The organism is Agrilactobacillus fermenti (assembly GCF_047943045.1).
GTDB classification, from domain to species: Bacteria; Bacillota; Bacilli; order Lactobacillales; family Lactobacillaceae; genus Agrilactobacillus; species Agrilactobacillus fermenti.
The window spans coordinates 406,780-431,481 of record NZ_CP181347.1 but is presented as its reverse complement, the minus strand read 5'-3'; the positions used below and the strand labels follow the sequence as shown (position 1 = coordinate 431,481).

18 protein-coding genes are annotated in these 24,702 nt (G+C 40.8%); 9 read left to right on the top strand and 9 right to left on the bottom strand.

All coding sequences use genetic code 11. The annotated features are described in order from the left end of the window. Window positions 1-377: 377 nt before the first annotated feature. From ACNAN0_RS01930 to ACNAN0_RS01905, 6 genes are all read left to right on the top strand, one after another. Window positions 378-1,793, top strand: coding sequence for an aldehyde dehydrogenase family protein (locus ACNAN0_RS01930; RefSeq protein ID WP_230913293.1), 1,416 nt, complete (start codon window positions 378-380; stop codon window positions 1,791-1,793). Window positions 1,794-2,187: 394 nt separating this feature from the next. Further along, window positions 2,188-3,876 (top strand): alpha-glucosidase, encoded by a 1,689-nt coding sequence (locus ACNAN0_RS01925; protein WP_416353708.1) that lies wholly within the window; start codon window positions 2,188-2,190, stop codon window positions 3,874-3,876. Between the two features lie 178 nt (window positions 3,877-4,054). Next, entirely contained in the window at window positions 4,055-5,479 is a 1,425-nt protein-coding gene (locus tag ACNAN0_RS01920) for a glycoside-pentoside-hexuronide (GPH):cation symporter (protein WP_416353707.1), read from the top strand. A 15-nt stretch (window positions 5,480-5,494) separates the two neighbouring features. After that, window positions 5,495-5,755: a hypothetical protein gene (locus ACNAN0_RS01915; RefSeq protein ID WP_230913290.1), complete on the top strand. Its 261-nt coding sequence runs from the start codon at window positions 5,495-5,497 to the stop codon at window positions 5,753-5,755. Window positions 5,756-5,793: 38 nt separating this feature from the next. Next, window positions 5,794-6,771 carry a LacI family DNA-binding transcriptional regulator gene (locus ACNAN0_RS01910; RefSeq protein ID WP_230913325.1) on the top strand — a complete coding sequence of 326 codons (978 nt, stop codon included), beginning with the start codon at window positions 5,794-5,796 and terminating at the stop codon, window positions 6,769-6,771. 199 nt (window positions 6,772-6,970) lie between these two features. Continuing rightward, window positions 6,971-8,653, top strand: a complete 1,683-nt coding sequence (locus tag ACNAN0_RS01905) for a glycoside hydrolase family 13 protein (RefSeq protein ID WP_230913289.1) — start codon at window positions 6,971-6,973, stop codon at window positions 8,651-8,653. Between the two features lie 71 nt (window positions 8,654-8,724). Here ACNAN0_RS01905 and uxaC read toward each other — a convergent pair whose 3' ends face one another. Together uxaC and ACNAN0_RS01895 are read right to left on the bottom strand one after the other, a co-directional pair. After that, entirely contained in the window at window positions 8,725-10,194 is a 1,470-nt protein-coding gene (gene uxaC, locus ACNAN0_RS01900) for a glucuronate isomerase (RefSeq protein WP_230913288.1), read from the bottom strand. 32 nt (window positions 10,195-10,226) lie between these two features. Beyond that, window positions 10,227-11,687 carry a glycoside-pentoside-hexuronide (GPH):cation symporter gene (locus tag ACNAN0_RS01895; RefSeq protein WP_416353706.1) on the bottom strand — a complete coding sequence of 487 codons (1,461 nt, stop codon included), beginning with the start codon at window positions 11,685-11,687 and terminating at the stop codon, window positions 10,227-10,229. A gap of 373 nt (window positions 11,688-12,060) precedes the next feature. Here ACNAN0_RS01895 and ACNAN0_RS01890 point away from each other — a divergent pair, with 373 nt between their 5' ends. The 3 genes from ACNAN0_RS01890 to ACNAN0_RS01880 are packed head-to-tail and all read left to right on the top strand — an operon-like array spanning window position 12,061 to window position 16,014. After that, entirely contained in the window at window positions 12,061-13,059 is a 999-nt protein-coding gene (locus ACNAN0_RS01890; protein WP_416353705.1) for a LacI family DNA-binding transcriptional regulator, read from the top strand. Between the two features lie 15 nt (window positions 13,060-13,074). Then, a complete protein-coding gene (locus ACNAN0_RS01885; protein WP_416353704.1) occupies window positions 13,075-14,502 on the top strand; it encodes a tagaturonate reductase in 1,428 nt (475 codons plus the stop codon). A gap of 9 nt (window positions 14,503-14,511) precedes the next feature. Beyond that, window positions 14,512-16,014 (top strand): UxaA family hydrolase, encoded by a 1,503-nt coding sequence (locus ACNAN0_RS01880; protein WP_416353703.1) that lies wholly within the window; start codon window positions 14,512-14,514, stop codon window positions 16,012-16,014. An 84-nt stretch (window positions 16,015-16,098) separates the two neighbouring features. Here ACNAN0_RS01880 and ACNAN0_RS01875 read toward each other — a convergent pair whose 3' ends face one another. From ACNAN0_RS01875 to ACNAN0_RS01845, 7 genes are all read right to left on the bottom strand, one after another. Continuing rightward, window positions 16,099-17,055, bottom strand: a complete 957-nt coding sequence (locus ACNAN0_RS01875; RefSeq protein WP_230913283.1) for a helix-turn-helix transcriptional regulator — start codon at window positions 17,053-17,055, stop codon at window positions 16,099-16,101. Window positions 17,056-17,142: 87 nt separating this feature from the next. After that, complete coding sequence (locus tag ACNAN0_RS01870; protein ID WP_230913282.1) at window positions 17,143-17,535, bottom strand: response regulator; 393 nt, start codon at window positions 17,533-17,535, stop codon at window positions 17,143-17,145. Window position 17,536: 1 nt separating this feature from the next. Beyond that, entirely contained in the window at window positions 17,537-19,297 is a 1,761-nt protein-coding gene (locus ACNAN0_RS01865; protein WP_230913281.1) for a sensor histidine kinase, read from the bottom strand. 34 nt (window positions 19,298-19,331) lie between these two features. Further along, a complete protein-coding gene (locus ACNAN0_RS01860) occupies window positions 19,332-20,648 on the bottom strand; it encodes an ABC transporter substrate-binding protein (RefSeq protein WP_230913280.1) in 1,317 nt (438 codons plus the stop codon). Window positions 20,649-20,766: 118 nt separating this feature from the next. Next, on the bottom strand, window positions 20,767-22,368 hold the full coding sequence (locus ACNAN0_RS01855; protein WP_416353702.1) for an MFS transporter: 1,602 nt from the start codon (window positions 22,366-22,368) through the stop codon (window positions 20,767-20,769). 137 nt (window positions 22,369-22,505) lie between these two features. Then, a complete protein-coding gene (locus ACNAN0_RS01850; protein ID WP_416353701.1) occupies window positions 22,506-22,697 on the bottom strand; it encodes a hypothetical protein in 192 nt (63 codons plus the stop codon). A 30-nt stretch (window positions 22,698-22,727) separates the two neighbouring features. Then, on the bottom strand, window positions 22,728-24,551 hold the full coding sequence (locus ACNAN0_RS01845) for a glycosyl hydrolase 115 family protein (protein WP_416353700.1): 1,824 nt from the start codon (window positions 24,549-24,551) through the stop codon (window positions 22,728-22,730). Between the last annotated feature and the right edge of the window lie 151 nt (window positions 24,552-24,702).

Genomic DNA, 24,702 nt, shown 5'->3' with positions numbered 1-24,702 from the left:
TACTATCATAATTTGGCTTGAATGAGTATTGAAACGGCACGGGCAGCCGACCCTTTGCCTTGCGCCCCTTGTTTAAATTAGTACACACGAAATATTTTGTTATTAAAATTTTTTCTTTTGAAACCGTTTTTATTTATATTGTTCGTCTTTTGGCTTTTTTTCAACACTTTATAACTTCATTATCGCACACATAACACCTTTAAACGAACAATAATTTAATTCATCTGAAATACACAGTTCTCCATACCATAACAATTTATGCTAACTGTACTAAACTGTATGAAAACAGTTATTTCTGTTTTACAACAGAACCAAAAAGTTCTATATTTTAATTGTGAATTAAATAATTAACTTTCTGAAAAAGGACGTGTCTCAATATGCAAAATATAGAGAAAACAACGAATTTAGTAAATCTACCCGTTGAAAATATGATTAACACCATGGTTTCTCGTTCACAAGATGCCTTTAAGAGCTTACGTACTTTTGATCAAAAACAAGTGGATACCATTTGTGAAGCCATTGCTGATACAGCCCGGCGCCATGCCAAGGCATTGGCTCAGTTAGCCTATCGAGAAACTGGTCGGGGCAACTATGAAGACAAAGCCATTAAAAATATTTATGCCAGTCAATATATTTGGAATCAAATCAAAGATGATAAAACCGTTGGTATCATTAAAGACGACCCAGCCAATGGTCTTCAGGAAATTGCAGAACCTCTGGGCGTCGTTGCGGGCGTTACTCCGGTCACGAATCCAACGTCAACGGTTATTTTCAAAATCTTGTTAGCTTTAAAAACGCGGAACACGATTATTTTTGGGCTACACCCACAAGCGCAGCAATGTGGCAGTGCAACTTGCCGACTTCTGGCTCAAGCCGCTGAACAAGCTGGCGCCCCTAAGGATTGCATCCAGTGGATTCCACAGCCAAGCATCGAAGCTACAGATAAATTGATGAATCATCCTAACGTCGCCATTGTCCTAGCAACTGGTGGTCCAGCAATGGTTGCTGCGGCTTACTCCACCGGTAAACCTGCTCTTGGTGTTGGCCCCGGTAATGCTCCGGCTTATATTGAAGCCTCTGCTGACGTCGACGCTGCTGTCCAAGATATCATGACGTCAAAAACGTTTGATAATGGCATGATTTGTGCCTCAGAAAATAGTGTGGTCGTCGATCGTGCTATCTATCAAAAAACACGTACAAGTTTTGAAAAACAGGGTGCCTACTTTGTGCCCAAGGCTGATACACAAAAGTTAAGTGACGCGGTCATCGATCCCAAACGCCATACCGTTCGAGGTCCAATTGCCGGTCAGTCAGCAGAACGTATCGCCGAGATTGCCGGCATTCAGGTGCCTAAGGGTACAAAACTACTCATCGCTGAAGTCGGCGGTATTGGTGTGAATTTCCCACTTTCTGGCGAAAAATTGTCGCCTGTTTTAACAATGTATGAAGCCAACGGTCATGAATCAGCCATGAACCTTTGCCTGGCTTTATTAGAATATGGTGGTTTGGGTCACACTGCTGTTTTGCACACTAAAGATCAAGCAATTATTGACGAATTTGGTGTCAAAATGCCAGCCTGCCGTATCTTGATCAACACGCCAGGCTCTCTAGGTGGTATTGGCGGTCTCTTCAATAAATTGACCCCTTCCTTAACCTTAGGTACTGGCTCTTACGGTAAAAACTCGATCTCTCATAACTTAACGGATCGTGATTTATTAAATATTAAGACCATTTCAAAAGCAACGCGGCATCCTTTAGATTTAATTGCTGAATTGCGAGATTTGGTAAAATAAAACAGTGTGTGACAAAAGGTGGTCAGCGATCGAGCACGAACAAGAATCCCGACAATGGTGGGCTTCCCATCTGAGGGAGTTGCTGTTAGGCAAGGGCGTTGCCTTTTGAAACACGTTTAAACAACATATATTCGTGATAAATAGGGATCAGAGCAAAACTAATATTTTGTTTCTGTCCCTATTTATTTACGAACGATTTAGCAGACAAAAATTCTAAAAAGCGCTTGCATTTTTCTAAGAAAGCGCTATGATTTATTTGAATAGTTGGAACGTTTCAAAATATATAAATAGATTCCACTTTTTTGAAGGCCTTACCAGACATATTTGTTTAAAGTGTTGCAATTATTTTTTTACTTATTAAATGGAACGTTCCAAATTAATGGAGGTTACCTATATGGAAAATGTAAAATGGTGGCAAAACGCTGTTGTCTATCAAATTTATCCTAAAAGTTTTCAAGATAGTAATCACGATGGCATCGGTGACTTACAAGGCATCATCCAGCGTTTAGATTATATCAAACAGCTTGGTGTCGATGTGATCTGGCTGAACCCAATCTACAAAACAATGGATGTCGATGGTGGCTATGATATCTCTGATTATCAAGCTATTAATCCTAATTTTGGGACAATGGCTGACTTTGATGAATTGGTTCAGCAAGCACATCAGCGCGATTTAAAGATTGTGATGGATCTAGTTGTCAACCACACCTCTGATCAACACGATTGGTTCAAAAAGAGTCGCGCCACAAAAACAGATAATGCTTTTAGAGACTATTATATCTGGCGCGATCCTGTTAATGGTCACGAGCCTAACAATTGGGGTTCCATGTTCTCCGGTCCAGCTTGGCAGTATGATCCCCAGACAAAACAATACTATTTGCATCTATTTGCTAAAGAACAGCCAGATCTCAATTGGGATAACCCTCATGTCCGCCATTCCGTTTTCGATATGATGAATTGGTGGGCAGCTAAAGGTATCGACGGTTTTCGCATGGATGTGATCTCCATGATTTCTAAACCAAAAGGCTTGCCTAATGCCCCACAAACTAAAGGTGCTTTATATGGCGATGCCAGTGCTGTTGTTGTGAACGGCCCTCATGTCCATGATTATTTGCGTGAGATGAACCAGCAAGTCTTAAGTAAATATGATTGGATGACTGTCGGTGAAACTGCTGGCGTGACTGTTTCAGAAGCCCAAAAATATGCCAACTTGAATCATTCTGAATTAAATATGGTTTTCCAATTTGAACACATGGGCTTAGATGGCAATCCTAATCCAGCGCTAGGTAAATGGAACGATCAGCCGGTTGCTTTAAAAGATCTACGAGCAAACTTGAGCAAGTGGCAAAGTACGCTGCACGGCAAAGCTTGGAATAGCTTATATTGGAACAACCATGACCAACCTCGCTGTGTTTCCCGCTTTGGTAATGATCGTCCTGAATATCGCGTTTATGCTGCCAAAATGCTCGCCGCTTTATTACACTTTATGCAAGGGACGCCCTATATCTATCAAGGTGAAGAATTGGGTATGACCAACACAGTTTTCCATTCATTAGATGACTTCCGGGATCTTGAATCGATCAACGCCTACCATGAACTCGTTGACCAAGCTAAATTGGTTGACGGACCAACCATGTTGCGTTATCTCAACGCTCGCTCCCGAGATAATGCCCGCACACCAATGCAGTGGAATGATCAAAAAAATGCTGGTTTTAGCGACCACGAGCCTTGGCTAGCTGTCAATCCAAATTATCCTGAAATCAATGCCGCTCAAGAAGTCGCTGATCCCCAGTCCGTTTTTAACTTTTACCGGCGTTTGATTCAATTACGCCATGACCTGCCAATCATCACTTTGGGCGACTATCAACTTGTTGCGGGCAACGAAACTGATACAGCTATCTTTGCTTATCAACGCCATTATCAAAATCAAAATTTACAAATCATTGCTAATTTCACAGCTGAAACGGTCTCACGCCATTACGAATTGCCCACAAATAAGCAATTACTAATTCAAAATTATGCGGACGATATGGGTGATACGATTCGACCTTATGAAGTCAAAGTTTATCAATATGAATCATAGCAGCGTGTAACAAAAGGCGGTCAGCGATCGAGCACTAACAAAAATCACGATAAATGGATGGGGTTGCCATTTGAGTGATTTGCCGTTAGGTGAGATCGTTGCCTTTTGGCACACGTTTAAGAAACAGTAGACAAAAATTATAATGTTCAACGAGACGTCATTAGGAGGCGTATGGCATATGATCAAGTCTGATCCAGTTGGGCCACATCATGTTACCCATTTAACAACCGCACAGAAATTAGCCCAAGGTATTTTACCTTGGCATGAACGTTTAAGTTATGGCATCAGTGACTTTGCTTGTAGCTTCACGTTTAGTTTAGTTGGTACTTATTTGATGTATTTTTACACCGATGTTTTTGGCATTCAGGCCGCTGCCGTTGGCACTTTAATGTTGGTTGCCCGAATCGTAGATGCCTTTGATGGTCCGTTTTGGGGCATCATGATCGACCACACACATACCAAATGGGGTAAAAGCCGCCCTTATCTGTTATGGTTCTGTGCCCCATTTTCTATTTTCACGGTATTATGTTTTGCCGCACCTAATTTGTCGATGACTGGTAAAATCATCTGGGCTTATGTCACCTATATTGGTGTGGATGTCCTCTATTCCGCTGTCAATATTCCCCTCACCTCAATTTTGCCAAGCCTAACCGAAAATTCCCATGAACGGGTCACGCTGTCAACCATCCGGTCGCTTTTCTCTAATTTCGGTGGGACACTGATCTCCGTGATTGCTTTGCCTTTAGTTGGCTTCTTTGGCCAAGGTAACGACAAGAAAGGCTTTTTCTCATTAGCTTTGCTGGCTGGCATCGTTTTCTTCGTGATTTATTTAGTTGTTTTTAAAAATCTACGCGAACGTGTTCATTCAGAGGGTTCCGAAAAACCTTTACCCATTAAAACTTCTCTAAAAGCCTTAAAAAGAAATTGGCCGTGGGTGATCGTGATCGTTTTGAATTTCGTCTATTGGCTGGGGATGCAAGCCAAAAATCAAGTAACGATTTATTTCTTCAAATATAACCTGGGTCGTGCCGATTTGGTTTCATTCGCGCTATTATTCAATGCCGTCAGTTTGATTTCTGTCTTTATGACCCCGCAGGTTGTGCTGAAAATCGGCAAGAAGAAAACCATGCTCGGGGGACTAGCGATTGCTATTGCTGGTCAACTCTTCTTAGGCATCGGTGCGCGCATGTTAAATATTGCCATTATCATTTTTGGCACGATCATCAGCAACTTTGGGAATGGGTTCATCTCAGCTTTGATTGCCGTGCTATTAGCCGATTCTGTAGATTATGGTGAGTGGCGCAATGGTGTGCGTGCAGAGGGTATTGTCACTTCTGCCTCTAGTTTCACAGCTAAGTTTGGTATGGGTATCGGCGGCGCCATCAGTGGCTTCTTCTTATCCTTAGGCCATTATGTACCAAACAAAACCCAACCGGCTTCCGCCCTATTTGCCATCGAATCCGATTACGTTTGGGTGCCAATGATCGCCTTTGCTATCTCACTTATTTTAGTCTTGTTTTATCAATTGACACCTAAGAAAGAAAAAGAAATGACCCGTTATCTAACAAAGAAACATCAGCAAGAGCAAGTTACTACAAAATAATTGAGGCGTTAAATTATGTCTGTCGAAAAAGATATCCAGTCCAACCAATTAAATATTGATCCCAATGAATTCGCGATGAACATCATTCGCAATAATCAAAAACAGCCTGGGCAAACCAATCAACGTTTTGTCAAAGACCAACTCACACTTTATTTAGAAGCCTTTTATCTCATTCAAGATTTTGACCAATTAGAGACTTCTCAATTTCAAAATATGAAGCAACAGCAAATATCTGATTTATTTGATAAGATGTTATCTAGGAGATTCGATCCGTAATAATTATTAAATAAAGGAAGAACGATATTATGGCAAACATGAACGATGTTGCTCGCTTGGCCGGTGTTTCTCGAGGGACGGTTTCAAATTACATCAATGGTCAAAACGTGCGTACTGCTAGTGCTGCAAAAATTGAAACCGCCATCAAGCAACTTCACTACGTCCCTAATGCATCTGCCAAGGCTTTAAAGACAAATCGTTCTGAGTATGTGGTCTTAATTATCCCCCAAGTCAATACCCCATTTTTCGCCAATTTAAGCTATGCAATTCAGATGGCCCTCAATCAAGTGGGCTATAAGATGATTCTATGTAATTCAAACAGCGAACCTAAAGAAGAATTAGAATATATCGAAATGGCGAAAGCCCAGAAAGTAGCGGGTATTATCACGATGTCTTATTCAGAGATCAGCGACTTGATTCCAGCGGATATTCCCCTAGTTGCGATTGAGAAAAAAGTATCAGACCATTTTCCGCTAATTGTGGCTGATAACTATGCTGGCGGCCAACTTGCGGCCAAACAATTGATTGATTCTGGCGCGAAAAATTTACTCTTTGCATCATTGGCACCAGTGGTCAACGTTTCTGCGCAACGCCAGCAAGGCTTCATTGATTATTGCATCACACATCAAATGTCATATACCCGCTGCTTGGCACACAATGAACAAACGATTCTAGCTGAATTTAAGGCGTTTATTCAGCAGCATTTACATGCAGATCAATTTGAATTTGATGGTATTTTTGCGGATGCTGATGAATTTGCTGGAGATATGTGGCATTTACTGCTGCAACAGGGTATTCGTATCCCCCAAGATGTCCAAATTATCGGGTTCGATGCCGCCCAAGTCTATCCGCGCCAACCAATCGCATTAGCTTCGATTCGGCAGCCCATTACACAGATGGCCAAACTAGCTGTGCAGTATTTAACCCAACGTTTGCCTAAAAATGGTGAATCGCGACGTAAATATCAGCCGACGATCGTGCCGATTAGTTTTAGCGCCGGTTTAACAACAAGGTAAGTAGTAGACAATATCATAAATTTATAAAAATGCAGCCGACAACAAAAGGTTATTGTGTGTCGGCTGCATTTCTATCTCTTTAAAATCTAAATCTAATGTTTGCATAATCCAGATAATACAGTATGATTTAGATACCTTATTGGGACAACCCGATTTATAAACAATCCGTTTTACATTTCAAGTTACTGGAGGGTGACACATGACCGACATTAAATGGTGGCAAAAGGCCGTTGTTTACCAAATTTATCCCAAAAGTTTTCAAGACAGCAATCATGACGGTATCGGTGATTTAAAGGGTATTATTGAGCATTTAGATTACCTTAAATTACTCGGTGTCGACGTGCTTTGGTTAAACCCGATTTACAAGACGCGCGATATCGACGGTGGTTATGATATTTCTGATTATCAAGCCATCAACCCTGATTTTGGCACAATGGCAGATTTTGATCTATTGATCCAACAAGCACATCAGCGTGGTCTCAAAATCATAATGGATCTGGTGGTCAATCACACTTCGGATTACCACGAATGGTTCCAAAAAAGCCGTGCTCAAAAGGAAAATAACGTTTATCGTGATTACTATATTTGGCGTGATCCAGTTGATGATCACGAACCTAACAATTGGGGCTCCGCCTTCTCCGGGCCAGCCTGGCAATATGATCCCGTTACGCAACAATACTATCTACATATTTTTGCGAAAGAACAACCTGACTTAAATTGGGATAATACCAATGTTAGAAACGCGGTCTTTGATATGATGAATTGGTGGGCAACTAAGGGAATCGATGGTTTTCGAATGGACGTCATTTCCTTGATCTCTAAACCAAAAAACCTGCCAGATGCCCCTAAGGCCGCCAATGAGCTCTATGGTAAAGCTGGCTCTGTCGTGGCGAACGGTCCCCACGTTCATGACTATCTGCGAGAAATGAATCAAAAAGTTTTAAGCCACCACAATTGGATGACGGTGGGTGAAACTTCTGGTGTTACCATTGATGAAGCTAAAAAGTATGCCAATTTAGATGGTTCTGAACTGAATATGGTTTTTCATTTCAAACATATGGGGTTAGACCGCAATGTCAATCCCGCTCTTGGTAAGTGGTGCGATCAACCGGTGCCCTTAAAAACGCTGCGATCGGTATTGACTGACTGGCAGCAACAGCTTCATGGGCAGGCTTGGAACAGTTTGTATTGGAATAACCATGATCAGCCCCGCGTTGTCTCACGCTTTGGTAATGATGCCCCAGAATATCGTGTTTATGCTGCCAAGATGTTAGCAGCTCTACTCCATTTCATGCAGGGAACACCTTACATCTACCAAGGGGAAGAACTGGGCATGACTAATGCGACATTCCGATCATCGGCTGATTTTCGAGACCTAGAATCGATCAACGCTTACCATGAACTCGTTGACAAAAATAACTTGCTTGATGGACCCACCATGTTACGATACCTCAATCGCCATTCTCGTGATAATGCTCGGACGCCCATGCAGTGGCGCGATGCACCCAACGCTGGGTTCAGTGACCACCAGCCTTGGCTAGCTGTCAATGAAAATTATCCTGAGATCAATGCTGAAAATGAGGTCAATGATCCAAACGGTATTTTCCACTTTTATCGCCGCTTGATTGCCTTACGCCATAAACTACCGATCATTACGCTAGGTGACTATTGCTTAGTTCCCGGTAACGAAAATGACGACGCTGTTTTCGCTTATACGCGTCAATACGAAACAGACCATTTAATGGTTATTGCCAATTTCACACAGGAAACCGTCCAACGACACTATGCGTTTCCCGAAAGTAAAACGCGCTTGGTCCAAAATTATCCTGACGACTTGGCAGATACACTTAGACCTTACGAAGTGAAAGTTTATCAATATTAAACAAATAGAACTCAAAACAGTAGCGCAACTGTCTTGAGTTCTATTTTTGATTTATCAGTTATCTTAAGCCATTACAGTTGAAAAGCAGTTTCATGTTTCGCAAATAGTTCTGCTGGCGTCTTGTCTGGGAAGAAACCAAAGAAATCATACGCATTCTGATAAGCGATTCGCTGTACAATTTCGCCTAGATAAGCTTCATCATCTGGAACCCGGCCTTTTTCAGCTAATTGACCATAGAAATTACAGAGTACCCGTCGGAAATATTCATGACGCGGATAAGATAAGAAACTGCGGGAATCCGTCAGCATCCCGACAAAGTTTGGTAAAAGGCTTTGTTGGGCAAAAATTCTTAGCTGCTCATTCATCCCTTCAGCGGTATCGTTGAACCACCAGCCAGCACCTAATTGCAGACGTTGCTTGCCGCCACCTTGGAAACACCCCATCATGGTAGCTAACTCCATCCAGTCATTGGGATTCAAAGAATAGAAAATTGATTTAGGAATATCCTGACTGTCTTGCATTTTAGTGTACAATTTTTGAATATGAGCCACAATATCTGGCTGAGTACCGATCGCATCATAACCCGTATCTGGGCCTAATTGTTGAAACATTGGTCGATTAATATCACGCACAGAATTAATATGGAACTGCATCGTCCAATCAAATTCCGTGTTCAAGTGCATCAATGCTTCTAATAGAGCTGTTAAATAACCGTCGATTTCATGGTCACTAAGCGGTTCATTATTGATACCTTTTTGTAAGATCGTATTGATCTGCGCTTTAGAAAGTTCAACAAAATGATAAGTCAATAAGGAATGATCTGACAGCCTGCCGCCCATTTCATTGAAGAATTCAAAGCGTTGATGTAACGCAGCCACCAAACTCTCGAAATCATGGATATTAGTGCCAGAAACTTGCCCAAGTTTTTGTAAGTAATCGCCAAAACCATCGCGATCGATCTGGATCAATTTATCTGGCCGCATCGCAGGTAACGTCCTGAAACCATTCTCACGTTCTTCTTGTTTCAGCAATTGATGATACTTCAGATCTGAAGCTGGATCATCCGTGGTACAAACCGCCTGCACATTAGAATTGCGAATCAGATTCCGGGGTTTGAAAGCATCTGTTTGTAACAATTGATTCGCTTTCTTCCAGATACGAGGCGCACTGGCTTCATTAAAGACACCCTCGATGCCAAAGAAACGGCGTAATTCTAAGTGCGTCCACTCATACAATGGATTGCCAGCTGCGTTTTCAATCGTCTTCGCCCAAGCCATGAATTTCTCGTATTCATCACCATCGCCGGTGATCAAATCCTCTGGGACACCATTGGCCCGCTCCAAACGCCATTTGTAATGATCGCCATAATGCGCTTCATTGATCCAGACCCGGGTAATATTGGGATAATTTTTGTTCTCATAGATTTCTTGTGGATTCAAATGACAATGAAAATCAATGATCGGCATATCCTTTGCGTAATCGTTGAATAATTTCTTTGCCATATCATTTTCTAATAAAAAATCCTCATCCAATAATGCCATTGTAAATTACTTCCTTTTTCAAATTTTTTTAATTAATCTTTAACATCCTTATCGCCGATCGTTCCTTTTTCCCATTTGCCTTGGTCAAGGTCGGTGGCAATCTTCTCGTAACGATCATCCGTCAACTTATACAATAAGCCAATCACAACCGCCGCAATCAACAAACAAATACCAGGATAGATCGTCATGGCACCTTTAATACCCATGAGTGTGCCCTTGGTTTGATGGGCATTAGCCACATAACCAGTCAAGGCCAGAACACCAGCACTGACAAGTGCAGCTAAGGATTGGGCTAATTTTCTAGAAAAATTAAAGGCCGCATAAGTGATGGCTTCTTTACGCATGCCGGTATGCCATTCACCATAATCGATTACGTCTGAGACAAAAGCCCAAGTAATGCCATTAGGGATCGCAAGTGCCGTATAGCCGATCGTTACCAAAATGATAAAAGTGATGACATTGGTTGGCAGGATAAAATTAAGAATATTTGCGCCTGCGCCCACCACGAAACTCCACATAGCGGTTTTCTTTTTACCAAAGCGCTTAGTCAACGATGGAATCATGAATACACCAATAATAGATGTCCCCATCATGATACCGTTTACAATAGGCTGCAACCCAATATTACCTAAATTATATTGGGCAAAGAACACCATCATTTGGTTATTGGTATTCATGGCTGAAATTGTAAAAATTGTCATTAAGATAACCGCAAATAAGGGTCCATTGGTAAAGACGACCTTCAAATAATCTTTGAGACCTTCTTTTTTAGCATTCGTATCCCGATGCACTTTGACGTTTTCCCGCGTACCTAAGAAACAAACTAGAAACATCAAAACACCCGCAATTGCAAAAATTGAAGCCGCGATCAAAAAGCCATGGCGCTCATTATGACCACCAAACATTTCCATTAGAGGAATGAATGCGATCCCGGTTAAGAATTGTGCACCAACTGAGCCTACTTGACGTGACGTCGCCAAGTAGCTTCGATCTTGAACGTTGCGTGACATGACTGAGGCTAACGAACCATAGGGATCATTGGTAAAAGAATAGATAGCACCCCAGATCATATAAGCCACATAAGCGTAAACGATTTTACCAGTTGGTGATAGATCAGGCATGGTAAAAGTCACAATTGTCATCAAGCCTAAAAGCACAGCTGATATCATCATAACCGGTCGAAATTTACCATGTTTTCCGATTTTCTTACGATTATCAATAAATGAACCAGCGACTGGATCCATAAAGGCATCGAAGATCTTAGTGAAGCCAAAGATACCTGCCACAGCGCCAGCTCCAATTCCGGCCGCATCGATCCAGAACTTAGTGAGATAGGCCTGTCCTAAATCAAACATGAAGCCATTGCCAAAGTCACCAAAACCGTAAGCAATTTTCTGTGATAAGGGAATTTTTTTGTTTAAGTTATCATCGGTAATTTTCTGTGCTAACGTTTTCTCTCTGGGATGTGCCACTACCGTTGTATGACTATTCATTATTTTAATTCACTCCCATATTGACCAATTTTTTAACGAAATAATAGCCTTTGCATTGAAACGTTTCAAAATAAAGTACGATGATCATCTGTGTTAACGTTTACATCATAGGACCAAGAAAATGATCTGTCAACAACAAATTCAATAAATCACAAGTTTATATACTCGTCTAAAAAGGATTACTTATGATATAACGCAAAAATTGAAATGTAAATAACTATTTAAGCCATTTATCCCTTCTCATATCTGGTTTAAAGCCATATATGTTTAAATTTACTAGTTATTTAAGACACAAATCATCATAAAACAATTGACAATCAGCAACTACCGCAATATGATGTAAACGTTAACACAGATAAAGGGGCCTCTAAATATGGTAACTATCAAGACAATCGCCAAACTCGCTAATGTTTCCAACACAACTGTTTCACGCGCACTCAACAATAGTCCCCGGATTACCCCCGAGACAAAGACGAAGATCCTAAAAATTGCCAACGAACTTGGCTATGAACCCAATTTGAACGCTCGTAGTTTAGTCACAAATAAGTCCTATACCGTTGGCCTATTCTTTTCAAATATCACTAGCGGTACCTCGCGTAGCTTTCTGACTGAGGCCATTAATGCTTTTTACAAATACCTAAGTCATTCCTATACCTTATCTATCAATGCCATTAATGATCTACCCAATTTTGAAAGTATTAATCATCGCTTTGATGGCATCTGTATTATTAGTCAGTCCACTGATGATGATGCTTTTATCAATTATGTCACGAGCCAAAGCATTCCAGTCGTTGTGCTGAATCGTCGGGTATCCATGACTAACGTACCAAATGTTTATTTTGATGAATACTTAGCGGCACGCCAAATTGCCGAGTACGGTGTCAAACTCGGTCATAAACGTTTTGGCTTGATTCAAGGTATTTGCAATTTTGCTTCTTCTGTCAATCGGCAACGTGGCTACATTGAAACGTTGAAACGTTACGACATCAATTTAGGAAAAAGCTTGATTTTTCCTGGTGATTACACCATGCAAAGTGGTTATCGAGCGATGAAACAAATTTTGCTGATGCAAGAGCCACCAACCTTTGTTTTTGCCAGTAATGACGATATGGCGATGGGCGCTTACAAAGCTTGCGCGGAATTAAATGTCCATATTCCTGACGATATTTCCATCGTTGGTTTTGATGATTCCGATTTTTCAGAGTACTTAACACCCGCTTTAACGACTGTGCAAAAGCCAATTACAGATATGGGTAAAATTGGGATTCAATGGTTATCGCAATTAATGTCTAAAGAGGCATTGCCCGAAATTGTCTGTGCAGTGCCGCCGGAATTGATAATCCGCAACTCTGTCAAAAAAATAAATTACTGAAAGAAGTTATCCAACATGATACAAAAAACATTACCAAAACTAAGCAATGATTTTCGTAAATTAAAGCGTTATCCCACCCGGGTCATTCAGTTTGGCGAAGGTAACTTTTTACGTGCCTTTGTGGACTGGCAAATTCAACAGATGAACAAACAAGGCTTATTTAATGGTGGCGTGGCAGTCGTTCAGCCGATTGCTAATGGTCGGACGAAGAATCTAGATACTCAAAATGATCTTTATACCGTCTTATTGGAAGGTAAATTAGAAGGTCAAACGGTTCAAGAACACGAAATCATTGAATGCATCAATGATACGGTGAGACCTACTGAAGATTTTGATGCCTACCTAGACTTGGCTAAAATCGACACGATTGAATTTATCTTTTCAAATACCACCGAAGCTGGTATCAGTTATGATCCTAATGACAAATTAGTGCCCCATCAAGCACCAAATTCCTATCCCGGCAAATTGACTGCCCTACTTTACACCCGGTTCAAGTTAGGCAAAAAGGGCTTTCAAATTATCCCTTGTGAATTGATCAACCACAATGGCAACGAGCTTAAAAGAATTGTTTTACAATATGCCGATGATTGGCAACTTGGGGCTAACTTCAAACAATGGGTCGAAACTGAAAATGATTTTTATGCTACGTTAGTCGATCGAATCGTTCCTGGTTATCCTAAAGATCGTGCGGAAGCACTGCAACAAGAATGGGGTTATCAAGATAATTCGATCGTTAAAGCAGAACCATTTTTGATTTTTGTTATTGAAGGCGATCCAAAGATCAAGACACTGCTGCCACTAAAGCAAGCTGGCATTAATGTGGTCGTCACTGATGACATGCAACCTTACCGCAATCGTAAAGTGTCCTTGTTAAATGGTCCCCATACGACGATGAGTCCCATTGCTCGGCTTGCAGGTATTGAAACGGTCGGCGAAGTAATGGCCGATAAAGATTTTTACAAGTTTGTAAATGATGAGATGTATCAAGAAATCATCCCTACCGTAGCGCTGCCAGAAGCTGAGTTAAAAGCCTATGCAGAAGGTGTTAAGGAACGTTTTGAAAATCCGTTTGTCAAACATGAATTGAGTTCGATTGCGCTTAACAGCATCTCTAAATTCACGGCACGCTTATTACCAACGTTAAAGCGTTACGTTGCCAAAGAACATAAATTGCCACTGCGCATTACTTTAGCTCTAGCTGCTTACCTTAAAATCTATCAGGGACAAGCTAGCTTTGCACCCCAAGACACTGAGGCAGTTTTAGCCGGCTTCGATAAAATCAAGGCTCAGCCAAATTATATTCATTTAGCTTTAAGTGAAACTGCTTTTTGGGGTGAAGACCTCACAAAAATCAACGGTCTTGAAGCTCAAGTGACACAATTCTTAACTGACTTAGATACCAAAGGTGCGCGTCAAATCGTCGCAGAAATCAATGCAAACTAGGTGAATCATATGAATCAATCTATCAAATTAGACCCGCATGACTCTGTGGGGGTCGCTTTACAAGATATTCTTGCAGGCACACAACTGACGATTGCGGGCGACGCCATTACCTTAAAGGATGTCATTCCCCGTGGGCATAAGTTTGCCCTCCATGATTTAGCTGCCGGTGAAAATGTCATTAAGTATGGCTTTCCTATTGGTCATACCACTCAACCTGTGCATCAAGGTGAATGGCTGCATACACACAACTTAGCCACGAATCTCTCCGGGGAATTAAATTATCACTACACGCCCATCGACCCGCAAAAAATACGGCAAGTGCCAAAAGATAACCGTACTTTTATGGGCTATCAACGCCCCAATGGCAAAGTTGGTATTCGTAATGATCTCTATATTATTCCCACAGTCGGCTGTATCAATCCGTTACTAGACATCGTTGTTGAACAGTTCAAAGCACTTCATCCAGATAACGGTTCTTTTGATAATGTCATCTTACTTAAACATCCATATGGGTGTTCGCAATTAGGCGATGATTTTGAACAGACCCGTAAAATCCTAGCCGACGCGGCAGTGCAGCCAAATGCTGGCGGTGTTTTGATTTTCGGACTGGGTTGTGAAAACAACCAAATGGACGGTATGATCAAGACAATCAAAACCTTAGGTGGTTATGATCCTGACCGTATGAAATTTCTAATTTCTCAAGAAGTCGATGATGAATTGGGCACAGCTCTAGAAATGCTTGAAGCACTCAATGATGCTGCTGCCAATGACCAGCGTGTGCCTTTGCCACTAAGTAAACTAAAAATTGGTTTAAAATGTGGGGGTTCCGATGGGCTATCTGGGGTTACCGCTAACCCACTATTAGGTCGGCTATCAGACTTTATCACAGCTCAAGGCGGCGCAACGGTTTTGACCGAAGTTCCAGAAATGTTTGGGGCCGAGACCATTCTCATGTCCCGGGCAAAAGATGAAGCTGTTTTCAACAAAACAGTCGCTTTGATCAATAATTTTAAAGCTTATTTTGAATCTTTTCATCAACCGATCTATGAGAATCCTTCCCCCGGTAACAAGGCCGGTGGTATTTCAACTTTAGAAGATAAATCTTTGGGCTGTACGCAAAAATCTGGCACTTCATTAGTTAATGATGTTTTACAATATGGTGAAAAAATCAAAAGCTCTGGGCTCTCATTGCTACAAGCACCGGGTAATGATCTCGTATCCTCATCAGCAGAAGCTTCTGCTGACTGTCAAATGGTCTTATTCACTACTGGTCGCGGGACACCCTTTGCAACTTATGTCCCGACTGTCAAAGTAGCCTCCAATTCTTATATTGCCAACAAAAAGCCCCGCTGGATCGACTTTGACGCTGGTCAATTATTAGAAAAACCGATGACTCAGCTAGCTGATGAGTTCATCGACTATATCATTAAAGTGGCCAGTGGTGAAAAAACCAATAATGAAAAATATGGTATTCATGGCTTAGCAATTTTCAAAACTGGCGTTACTGAATAACGTACCTATAAAAAGCTGCGATGCATAAAACGTGTTGTGTTGATCTCACGTAATATGTATCGTGGCTTTTTGGTATATTCTAATTCACTTTTTCTTCAACTGATATTGTTTCGGGGTCAGACCGGTGCGCTTCTTAAATTGTTTACTAAAGTAGTCCGTATTATTTTGATAGCCGACTGCATTGGCAACTTCATAGACTTTGTCACCTTGACGCAACATAGCTTTGGCAACATTTACCCGATAATCCGTCAAAGCTTCGGTAAAGCGTTTATTCGTCTGATGCGCGTAAACCTTGCCTAAATATTCTGAATTTAAAAACAACAAATTATTAGCAATCCATCGGAGAGATAAGTTCGGATTATCGAAATTCTTTTCAATAATCAGATTTAAGTCAGCAACGATGTTTCCAGAGCCGTGACCAATATATGTATGCCTTTTGATGGACTCAATGACGTTCAAAATAGTCGCTTGTAAATCTAAATAATTCGCGGCATAAATAATTTTAAGCGTCAACTCTTCATTAACCTTGATTTTGGTAGTTTTAATTAACTGATCTACCAATTGCTGGCAAGTTACCTTTAAAAACTCAACATCATAATGTTCATCTTTAGCCGCTTGAAAAAATAAACGCGTTTTGGCTTGAGCGGCAATAAAGTCATTTTTACTTATCAACCGCTGCATCTCTGCTTGGTAAGCTGAGATAAACTGATTTGTATCTTGGCGATGTGGCTTCAGATCGTTAGCGTTGACTAAAATGCTATGGTCATAATAAAAGCTATCCGTAAATGCACCCTTTGCCAATGTAATGATGTGATGTACCGCCGCAAAATGGACATCTGCTGCCCAAACCAGCACGCTATTAGGTAGCCCCGACAGCGTTTGCCACTTAGCCACCAATGTGGTCAGATCAATTGGCGTCTGCAGCAAGACATAGGCTGCATGGCGGACGCTACCGATGATCACCTTTGATGTCAAAGGTTTGAGTAATTGTAATAACGGTTGCTTTAACCGCTCGCTTAGTTTTTCATCAAATAAAATCATGCCAAAAGTCGGCAGTTCAGTTGGATCGTCAACATTAGTGAGTTGATTATTAGCCGCTAATTCAAATTTCTCTTTGAATTGTAACTGCTAGTTTTCAGTGGATTCTTGTAAAAACTGGATACTCTTTTGAATTGCCTGCTTCAATTGCTCTGGCTGGGTTGGCTTCTGCAAAAAGTAGCGCACCCCATATCTCATTGCCTCAGTGGCATAATCTAGGGTGCCAAATCCAGTCAACACAATAATCTGAGTTGTGGGTGCCACTTGATTGATTGCTTTAATTAATTCAATCCCATTTAAAACTGGCATATTAATATCCGTAATGACAATATCTACCGCATTTACTTTTAAATAATCCAAAGCAGTGGGACTAGCATAGAACTTCTTAACTGACTCAATTGGCAGTTCAAATGATTGGATCATCTGGGCGAGACCATCAGTAATAATCGCTTCATCATCCACGATCATAACGGAAATTGTCATTCTAAGTCACATCCTTCCCTTTATTTTGCGGCACCAGTGGTATTGAAATTTGAACTTTTGTAGCCTGGTAAGCGGTAGAATCTATCGTCAACTGAGCCTGGTCATTATATAGTCGCGCAAGTCTTTGCTTGATATTTGCTAAACCGACGTGCGTTGACCCGCCACTTTGAGCAGCTACCGTTTTAAATCCAGGGCCGTTATCAATCACTTGAATGACCAAATATTGTTTTTCTTTTTGAATAATGAGCTGAATTTTAGTCGTTTCGGCCATCTGAGAAAGAGCATATTTCATTGAATTTTCGATCAAGGGTTGAATCATCAGGCTTGGCATCTTAAGCTGCAGTGTATCTGGCGCAACGGTTTTTGAAAAAGCCAACCGTTGACCAAACCGAATCGTTTGGATTTTTATATAAGCATCCACTAACTTTAGCTCAGTCGCAACGGTGGCAAAAGTTTGATTGGTTTTGACACGTTGGCGAAATAATAAGGCTAAATTCGTAACCATTTCAGATATTTCTTGATCTCCTTTGCTTAAGGCCAGCATGTTGATTGAATCTAACGTATTATATAGAAAATGAGGGTCAATCTGTGCCTGCAAGGACTTCAATTCCATTTCTCGAGTTAAGATTTTGGCTTGATAATTCTTAACCACTAATTCATCCATATTTATGATCAACCGATCAAAACTACGATATAACACCCCTACTTCATCCTGATTGGTCAGATAAGGCGTTTGCGCCACCGTACTTTTTAATTTAGCCAAGTCATCCGCACTTTTAGAGGTGCCCATCAATTGAGCTAAATTTTGGATTGGTGCAACTAAATCATTTAGATTTCGCCGCATGGCAAAATAGATCATGCTCAAAATCAAAATCATTAGGATGAAGAGCACCGCTTCAAATTGAATCACGCGGGTCAGAATCTGCCGATTATGGATAAAATAATAAAAACCAAATGTTTCATTTTGACTCTGTAGGAAATAATAGTTTTGATTTTGAATTTTTTGAATCTGATAATCTTGTTTGGTTTGATCAGCCAAATAACGATGTGTCTTTAAGAAGTGCTTAAAAGGGCCGCCATCTGTTTCCGTCGTATATAACTGATGTTGATAACGCATCACAAAGTAATCATCACGATTAAACACTTGTGTGTGCCGAATCTCGGATTGAATAAACGATGTGTCAGCTACAATAATCAACAAGCCTAAAGGTTGTCGATTTAATTTAGGCGCATCAAAAACTGTTTGTGCATAAAAAGCAGAAGTTAAATTAGGTGAGAAAAACCAACGCCCTTGCCGGTTTGGCTGTTGTGCCAACGCTCGTTTGATTTCAGATACCGACCAGCCAGCCCCAATATCACCAGAGTCGAAAATATAACCAGCTTGATTTTCATTCTTATTATTCAACAAATACACATCTTTAATATTGGGAATATTCAATCTAGCCGTGTTTACTTCGCGTTGCATTTCCTGTCGCAAGTGATAAGTTTCAGTTGTTTGCATTGGTATTTGAGCTGTTTTGGGCAGATCCGTAATGATCGTATTATTGTGTAAAACGGTTTGAGCTAAACTTTCTACATCATTAAACGACTGCCGCACATTACTAGATAAGCCATTCAATTTTTCTTGACTGCTGTGGTAAACTTCAGTATTTAATACGCGGGCAAAAATAATCGAGATCAGAACTAAGATAGCTAGTAATAGAATAAAGAGCAAATTAAATAAGCGGGCGAGCTTTTGCCGAAAAGAAGGCTGATTCTCCATAATTTTTTTGACATTCGTTTCATTTAGCTTACCCCTAGTAATTGACTTGAATGACAGTCTTAAATTTAGCCATATAGGCCTCATACGCTGCTTCACCCGTCATTTGTCCCTTAGACACCTGCGTATAAATATCATTCAACGTATCATTGATTTCAATAAAACCACTTGGTGGCGTAGGTGCTGGGCGACTAGTATAAGGATTGATCTGCAGCAAATAATCAATCGTTGCCTTTTCAGCTGGCTGCTGTTGGATTGCTTTTGCCAAGGGCTTTTGTAGCGTTTGGTTGGCTGGCAACCCGAGCCAGGCACCAATATATTTCTGTGAAACGATTTTACTGTTGACCATATAATTGATAAACTTAGCCGCTGCTTTGGCATGTTTGGTTTGCTTACTGATGGCTAACATATAGGTTGGATGATAATACAGGGCATGGGTTTGCTTAGCGGCATAAGGCATCGTCAAGGTTAAGTTCTGCTGATGCCGTTTTGCTGCTAATTGGTACCACAGATAAGTAGTTGACCAATTCTGATGAAAAGCTGCTTCTCCTGTTGCCATGGGATTTTCATCCATGCTTTTTGTATTTGCGGCTAACTCCGCACTAGGAATTGCCTGTTGCTGAGCAGCCCGATAAAAAGCATCAAAAAAAGCAATAAATGTTGCTTTATCAAACCCGACCACCGGATAGCCTTGGGCATTGTACTGAACCAATTCCTGATGGTGCGTACGTAAGTAATATTCTAAGGGCACATAAACATCGCCGTTATCCACATAGCCATATTTACCAGTAGCTTGATGACTTTGCTCAATCTGAGTCATCCAATCAGTAAAATCTTTAGGTGCTGTCGAACTTGTCGTCGTTAGCAATTTAGCATTACTAAATGTGCCCATCGCATTGACCGCCAATGTTAAGGCATAGAGATGGTGATCAATGACACCACTATTTAGTACCGATGGCTCAATGGCAGCTGTATGAATCAACTTTTGTTGAACCAACGGCTTAAGATCCTTCAAGTACCCCCGTCGACCATATTCAGCCACATACATGATATCCATCTGCATAATGTCTGGTGCTTTCCCACCAGCGATCATTGCCGACAAATTTTGCCAATAATCATGCCAGGTGTAATATTTATAATCAATTTCCACATCCGGGTGCCGGCGTTCATATAAACGAATTGCTTTAATGTAATCCTCATTACGTCGGTCACCACGCCACCAAACAAAGGTCAGTTTTGTCTTAGGCTGAGCCGTTGGTGCGACCTTAAAATGATTTGAAAAGTTTAACCCAACGATGAATGCTAATAACACCACACCAATCGTGATCACCCAAAACCAACGCTGTCGTTTCATGCCCGCTAACTCCAATCACATCTATTTAAACTTATTCTACACTTTAATAATTTATTTTTCTGACGCAAAAAACTCATTCAAATTAAGAATGAGCTTTTTAATGACTAAATGTAATCAATTAAGATTTATTGGTGACTGTATCATTCTTTTCCCAAGCAGTGATGGAGTCATATGGCACACCAGTTAAATCTTCACAAACTTTTTTAGTATGCGGATCAACATCAGCAGTGCTGCCGCCATCTTGGAGCCGTTTCAATTCAGCAGCTAACACATTGAATGTCTTCTTACTCAACTTAAAGCGGCTGGCAAAGAAGAGCGCTAATAGGATCATGATCCCGACACCACCGGAAACAACGAATGTGATCATGTGAATGGCACTAGCAGGCTGTGTTACAGCTCCATTCGTAGATTCGCGAAAACCACCGAAGTCAAGTAAGTAGCCTGCAACAACAGAAGCTAGCCCTTGACTGATCTGGTTGATAAAGACCATGACTGAAGCGAATAAGCCAGCCCGGTTTTTACCAGTGACTAAGGTATCGACATCAGGAATGAATGGGAAGACGTTCCAAGGGACAAAGTATAAGATGTAAAGTCCAATTTCATACAATAATGTACCGATAACTAACCAAACCATAACATTTGCTGGCTTAGTCAAGGCAACGAAGGCCCAATCTAGACAACTGATCAAGATCAAAGAATACCCAAAAGTATAAAGCATTCTTGGTGAAATTTTAGTGACGATATACCCAGCTAGTAACGTAACTGGCACAGAAACAATACTTAAAGACTGTATGAAACCAGAGGTACTCGTTGTTTTACCAACAACGAAGACGATAAAGTAAACAAAAACGGTAGACCATAAAATGGAAGCAAAATATGAACTTAGGTAAATACCCATATGGATCCGGAAACTCTTGATCTTAAAGGTTGAGAAATAATTTTTGAGCTCAGATTTTAAGTTTGGTTTTTGACCATTATTCTCACGTAACGCTTCAGCTTCGATCCTCTTAGCTTCTTCCTTAGTCACAAAGTGTTCCCATGTACTCTTATAAGTAATGAAAATCAAGAAGAAAGTGACAATTGAAAAACCAGCTTGCATCAATAAGTATGGTGTTGGTGAAGTCTTAGGGAAGAAATGGAATAATTGGGCGGGTACCAATTGGGCTAACATGTTCCCTAAACCAGCGATAACCATCCGAGCAGTGGACATGGTTGTCCGTTGGTTATAATCCTTAGTCATTTCATTTGGTAAAGTTTCCCAAGGAATTTGTAAGACAGACATCAATACGGTGGTAATAATATAAGTAACTAAGTAGTACCAATAGCCCATGCCAGCAACCCACATCGTGATGGCAAATAGAACTGATGGTGCGGCAACTAGAATGAAAATATGCCGCCGACCAAATTTTCGGCCTAACTTATATTTATAAATATTATCAGAAATATTCCCCATAACTAGTGAGGCAATCGCATCAGCGACACGGCCAATTAAGAAGATCGTGGCCCCTTGCCCAGCAGTCAAACCACAAAATGTGGTATAGAAGAATAACAGCCAAGCTCCGACTAAGCCCTGCATCGAAATACTAAAGAATGAGAACAGACCAAAACCAATGGAGCGAGTCACCCCAACTTTGCCATGGGCATGATAAATGGATTTATTGGCATACTCATTCCAGCCGTCGTGTTCGACGGGGGTATTATCATGACTTTTTGTTTCCATGTTCGTAAACTCCTTTAATTAATAATTAAAAACAATAGCTATCACAAACGCTTACATAAATAAATGCAGAAATTAATCCATGGCAATGGCTGACCTCTATCCTCCTTTATAGTGGCTGATATAGTGGCTGAGCAAAATTAGCCTTGTGTTTGATTAAATTTATTCAGTCCTAGTAACCGCGTTGCTAATTCATCATCATCATAGGCTTTATGTGTATTAGACAGTAACATAATCTTGGCATCACTCTTAGCCATCAAATATTGCCGTTCCCATTGATCTTCATCAGGACCATCACCAATGATGCGAATATAATTCCGTAACGTGCCCAAAGTCTCAATAGTTAACGAGATATTGGTATATCAATCATTGTCGTAGAAATGAGCCCATTTCTTAGTAGGGTTATTTTGCCAAGCCTGTAAAACTTGATCCAACGCTTCAGCTGCCTGACTAGCACATAAGAACGAATTGACATAATAATCATCCGTGTCGGCAAAGAAGGCATCAAAAGCATCAATGGTTAATTTGAGTGCTTTTAATGGATAAGCATGTACCGCAATGCTTAACCAGAGGTCGTTGTATAACCGATGACTATCTTCAGCTGGCAATTTCTCTAATAGCAAGCGAGCTTGGTTGGCTAATTTGGCAAATGGTTTGACATGGTCACTGATCAGTTCGTCGATCTGCGCGAGTTGACCAATAAACTTCTTATCGCCAGTTAACCACTCCATCTCCGGCAGTTTTTGCTTTTGAGCGATCCACGTGGCGATGATTTTCCGTAACGTGTAAGTATAAAATTCCTCACCGGCTTTTTGATCCGTATGCTTGCCATAATTGAAGGTTATATCAAAGTAAGCTTGATATAAAGCCGCAATTTCTGTTTGATTTGTTTCGTAGTAGGTATTAACATAGTCCGCTAAGATTTCAGCATTAGACTGGACTTCAAAGTCTTCCCGCCAAAATTGCATCATCAATCTTAAGAAGAGAATGTGGGGTTTGATGTTCCCCGTATTACACATCACCATGTCATCCATCCCTGCTGCCCGAACTTTATTGAGTTCATTGGCTACATAATGCGGGTCGATTTGCAGCAACGCCAAAAAATTGGAAGCTTGTAAATCGTGGAAAGCCACATGATAGTAGATACCTTGAGAAATACTAGGGTCTCCATTTTTCAAAATCTCAGAACGCGGATCATCATTCAATTGCCGACGCGAAACCATTTTACCGTAGCCGTTGTCAGCCCAAATCTGAATCACGTCTTTAGGGACGTCCAGTAACCCAGCATTATAAAGAACTGTTAGTTCACCATAAATGTTGATTGCACATTGTCCATTAGGATCCGCTTTTTTGACCATGTCATACTGAATCTTAATGACTTTATTGATGACGGCTGCTTTTTCTGCCAAAGTATATTCATGATCATCATCTAACCAGAATGGGCGATCCCCTTGACCTCTAAAGCCAATGTTCCAAATCACATCATTATCCTTTTGTTCATCAATACTCTTTTGCCACAGAGCTTTGAAAAGGTCTGGATGTTTGAGATATGAGGCATCTAAATCAGGATAAACCCGCGAAAACATTTCAGCGCCCAAAGGTTCTGCATGGTGATGGGCAATCATCAGCCCCATCTTGACCGCATCGGCACGATTCAAATGTGCATTGGTATCTGTCCCTGGAATAACGATATTGCCACCGCAGCGCAACAAAGTTTCATAAATCATTTCCCAAACATTCTTCGTAGATTCCCGATATTCCCAATGATTCAAAAGTAATTCATCATTGACGAACCAGCCGCGGTATTTCACATGATATCTTGGCAGCCTTAACTGTGTCGTATCTTGCAAAGTGACATAAGGCGTTGGTTTTGGTAGTTTATCTAACCAAAACCAAAATTCATCGATCTTTAAGACTTGCTTTGAAATAGCTAAAGCACCATACATCACACCACGTGCGGTACCAGAATGAACTTCTACACGCTTATCATCCACTTGCGTGACCAAAAATGTTTCATCTTGATCACGGTCACTATCCAAGATCAAAGCGATTTCATTTTTGTCGCCCTGAGCAGTCACGGTCTGTGCAATGTCTCGAGTCAAAATTCTAGCTGCATTGCGCAAGACATCATTGGTATAATCCGTCACAACACTTGTATCTTTAGAAATTAAAATTTTTTCTGTCATTACGACGCTCCTTTTAATCATTCAGATTCAAAGCTTGTGGAACGATTGGTATAAAATATTTAATGATGGCTTGGGGACGCTTTAAATGACCAGCCACCAATTTATTACCAATTATGCTCAATTAAAAACGATTTAAGCTGATAATTGATTG

Bases quoted from the DNA above. Each gene is read 5' to 3' on its own strand.
- ACNAN0_RS01930 (WP_230913293.1), top strand. From the start codon at position 378: ATGCAAAATATAGAGAAAACAACGAATTTAGTAAATCTACCCGTTGAA.
- ACNAN0_RS01925 (WP_416353708.1), top strand. From the start codon at position 2,188: ATGGAAAATGTAAAATGGTGGCAAAACGCTGTTGTCTATCAAATTTAT.
- ACNAN0_RS01920 (WP_416353707.1), top strand. From the start codon at position 4,055: ATGATCAAGTCTGATCCAGTTGGGCCACATCATGTTACCCATTTAACA.
- ACNAN0_RS01915 (WP_230913290.1), top strand. From the start codon at position 5,495: ATGTCTGTCGAAAAAGATATCCAGTCCAACCAATTAAATATTGATCCC.
- ACNAN0_RS01910 (WP_230913325.1), top strand. From the start codon at position 5,794: ATGAACGATGTTGCTCGCTTGGCCGGTGTTTCTCGAGGGACGGTTTCA.
- ACNAN0_RS01905 (WP_230913289.1), top strand. From the start codon at position 6,971: ATGACCGACATTAAATGGTGGCAAAAGGCCGTTGTTTACCAAATTTAT.
- uxaC (WP_230913288.1), bottom strand. From the start codon at position 10,194: ATGGCATTATTGGATGAGGATTTTTTATTAGAAAATGATATGGCAAAG.
- ACNAN0_RS01895 (WP_416353706.1), bottom strand. From the start codon at position 11,687: ATGAATAGTCATACAACGGTAGTGGCACATCCCAGAGAGAAAACGTTA.
- ACNAN0_RS01890 (WP_416353705.1), top strand. From the start codon at position 12,061: ATGGTAACTATCAAGACAATCGCCAAACTCGCTAATGTTTCCAACACA.
- ACNAN0_RS01885 (WP_416353704.1), top strand. From the start codon at position 13,075: ATGATACAAAAAACATTACCAAAACTAAGCAATGATTTTCGTAAATTA.
- ACNAN0_RS01880 (WP_416353703.1), top strand. From the start codon at position 14,512: ATGAATCAATCTATCAAATTAGACCCGCATGACTCTGTGGGGGTCGCT.
- ACNAN0_RS01875 (WP_230913283.1), bottom strand. From the start codon at position 17,055: ATGATTTTATTTGATGAAAAACTAAGCGAGCGGTTAAAGCAACCGTTA.
- ACNAN0_RS01870 (WP_230913282.1), bottom strand. From the start codon at position 17,535: ATGACAATTTCCGTTATGATCGTGGATGATGAAGCGATTATTACTGAT.
- ACNAN0_RS01865 (WP_230913281.1), bottom strand. From the start codon at position 19,297: ATGGAGAATCAGCCTTCTTTTCGGCAAAAGCTCGCCCGCTTATTTAAT.
- ACNAN0_RS01860 (WP_230913280.1), bottom strand. From the start codon at position 20,648: ATGAAACGACAGCGTTGGTTTTGGGTGATCACGATTGGTGTGGTGTTA.
- ACNAN0_RS01855 (WP_416353702.1), bottom strand. From the start codon at position 22,368: ATGGAAACAAAAAGTCATGATAATACCCCCGTCGAACACGACGGCTGG.
- ACNAN0_RS01845 (WP_416353700.1), bottom strand. From the start codon at position 24,551: ATGACAGAAAAAATTTTAATTTCTAAAGATACAAGTGTTGTGACGGAT.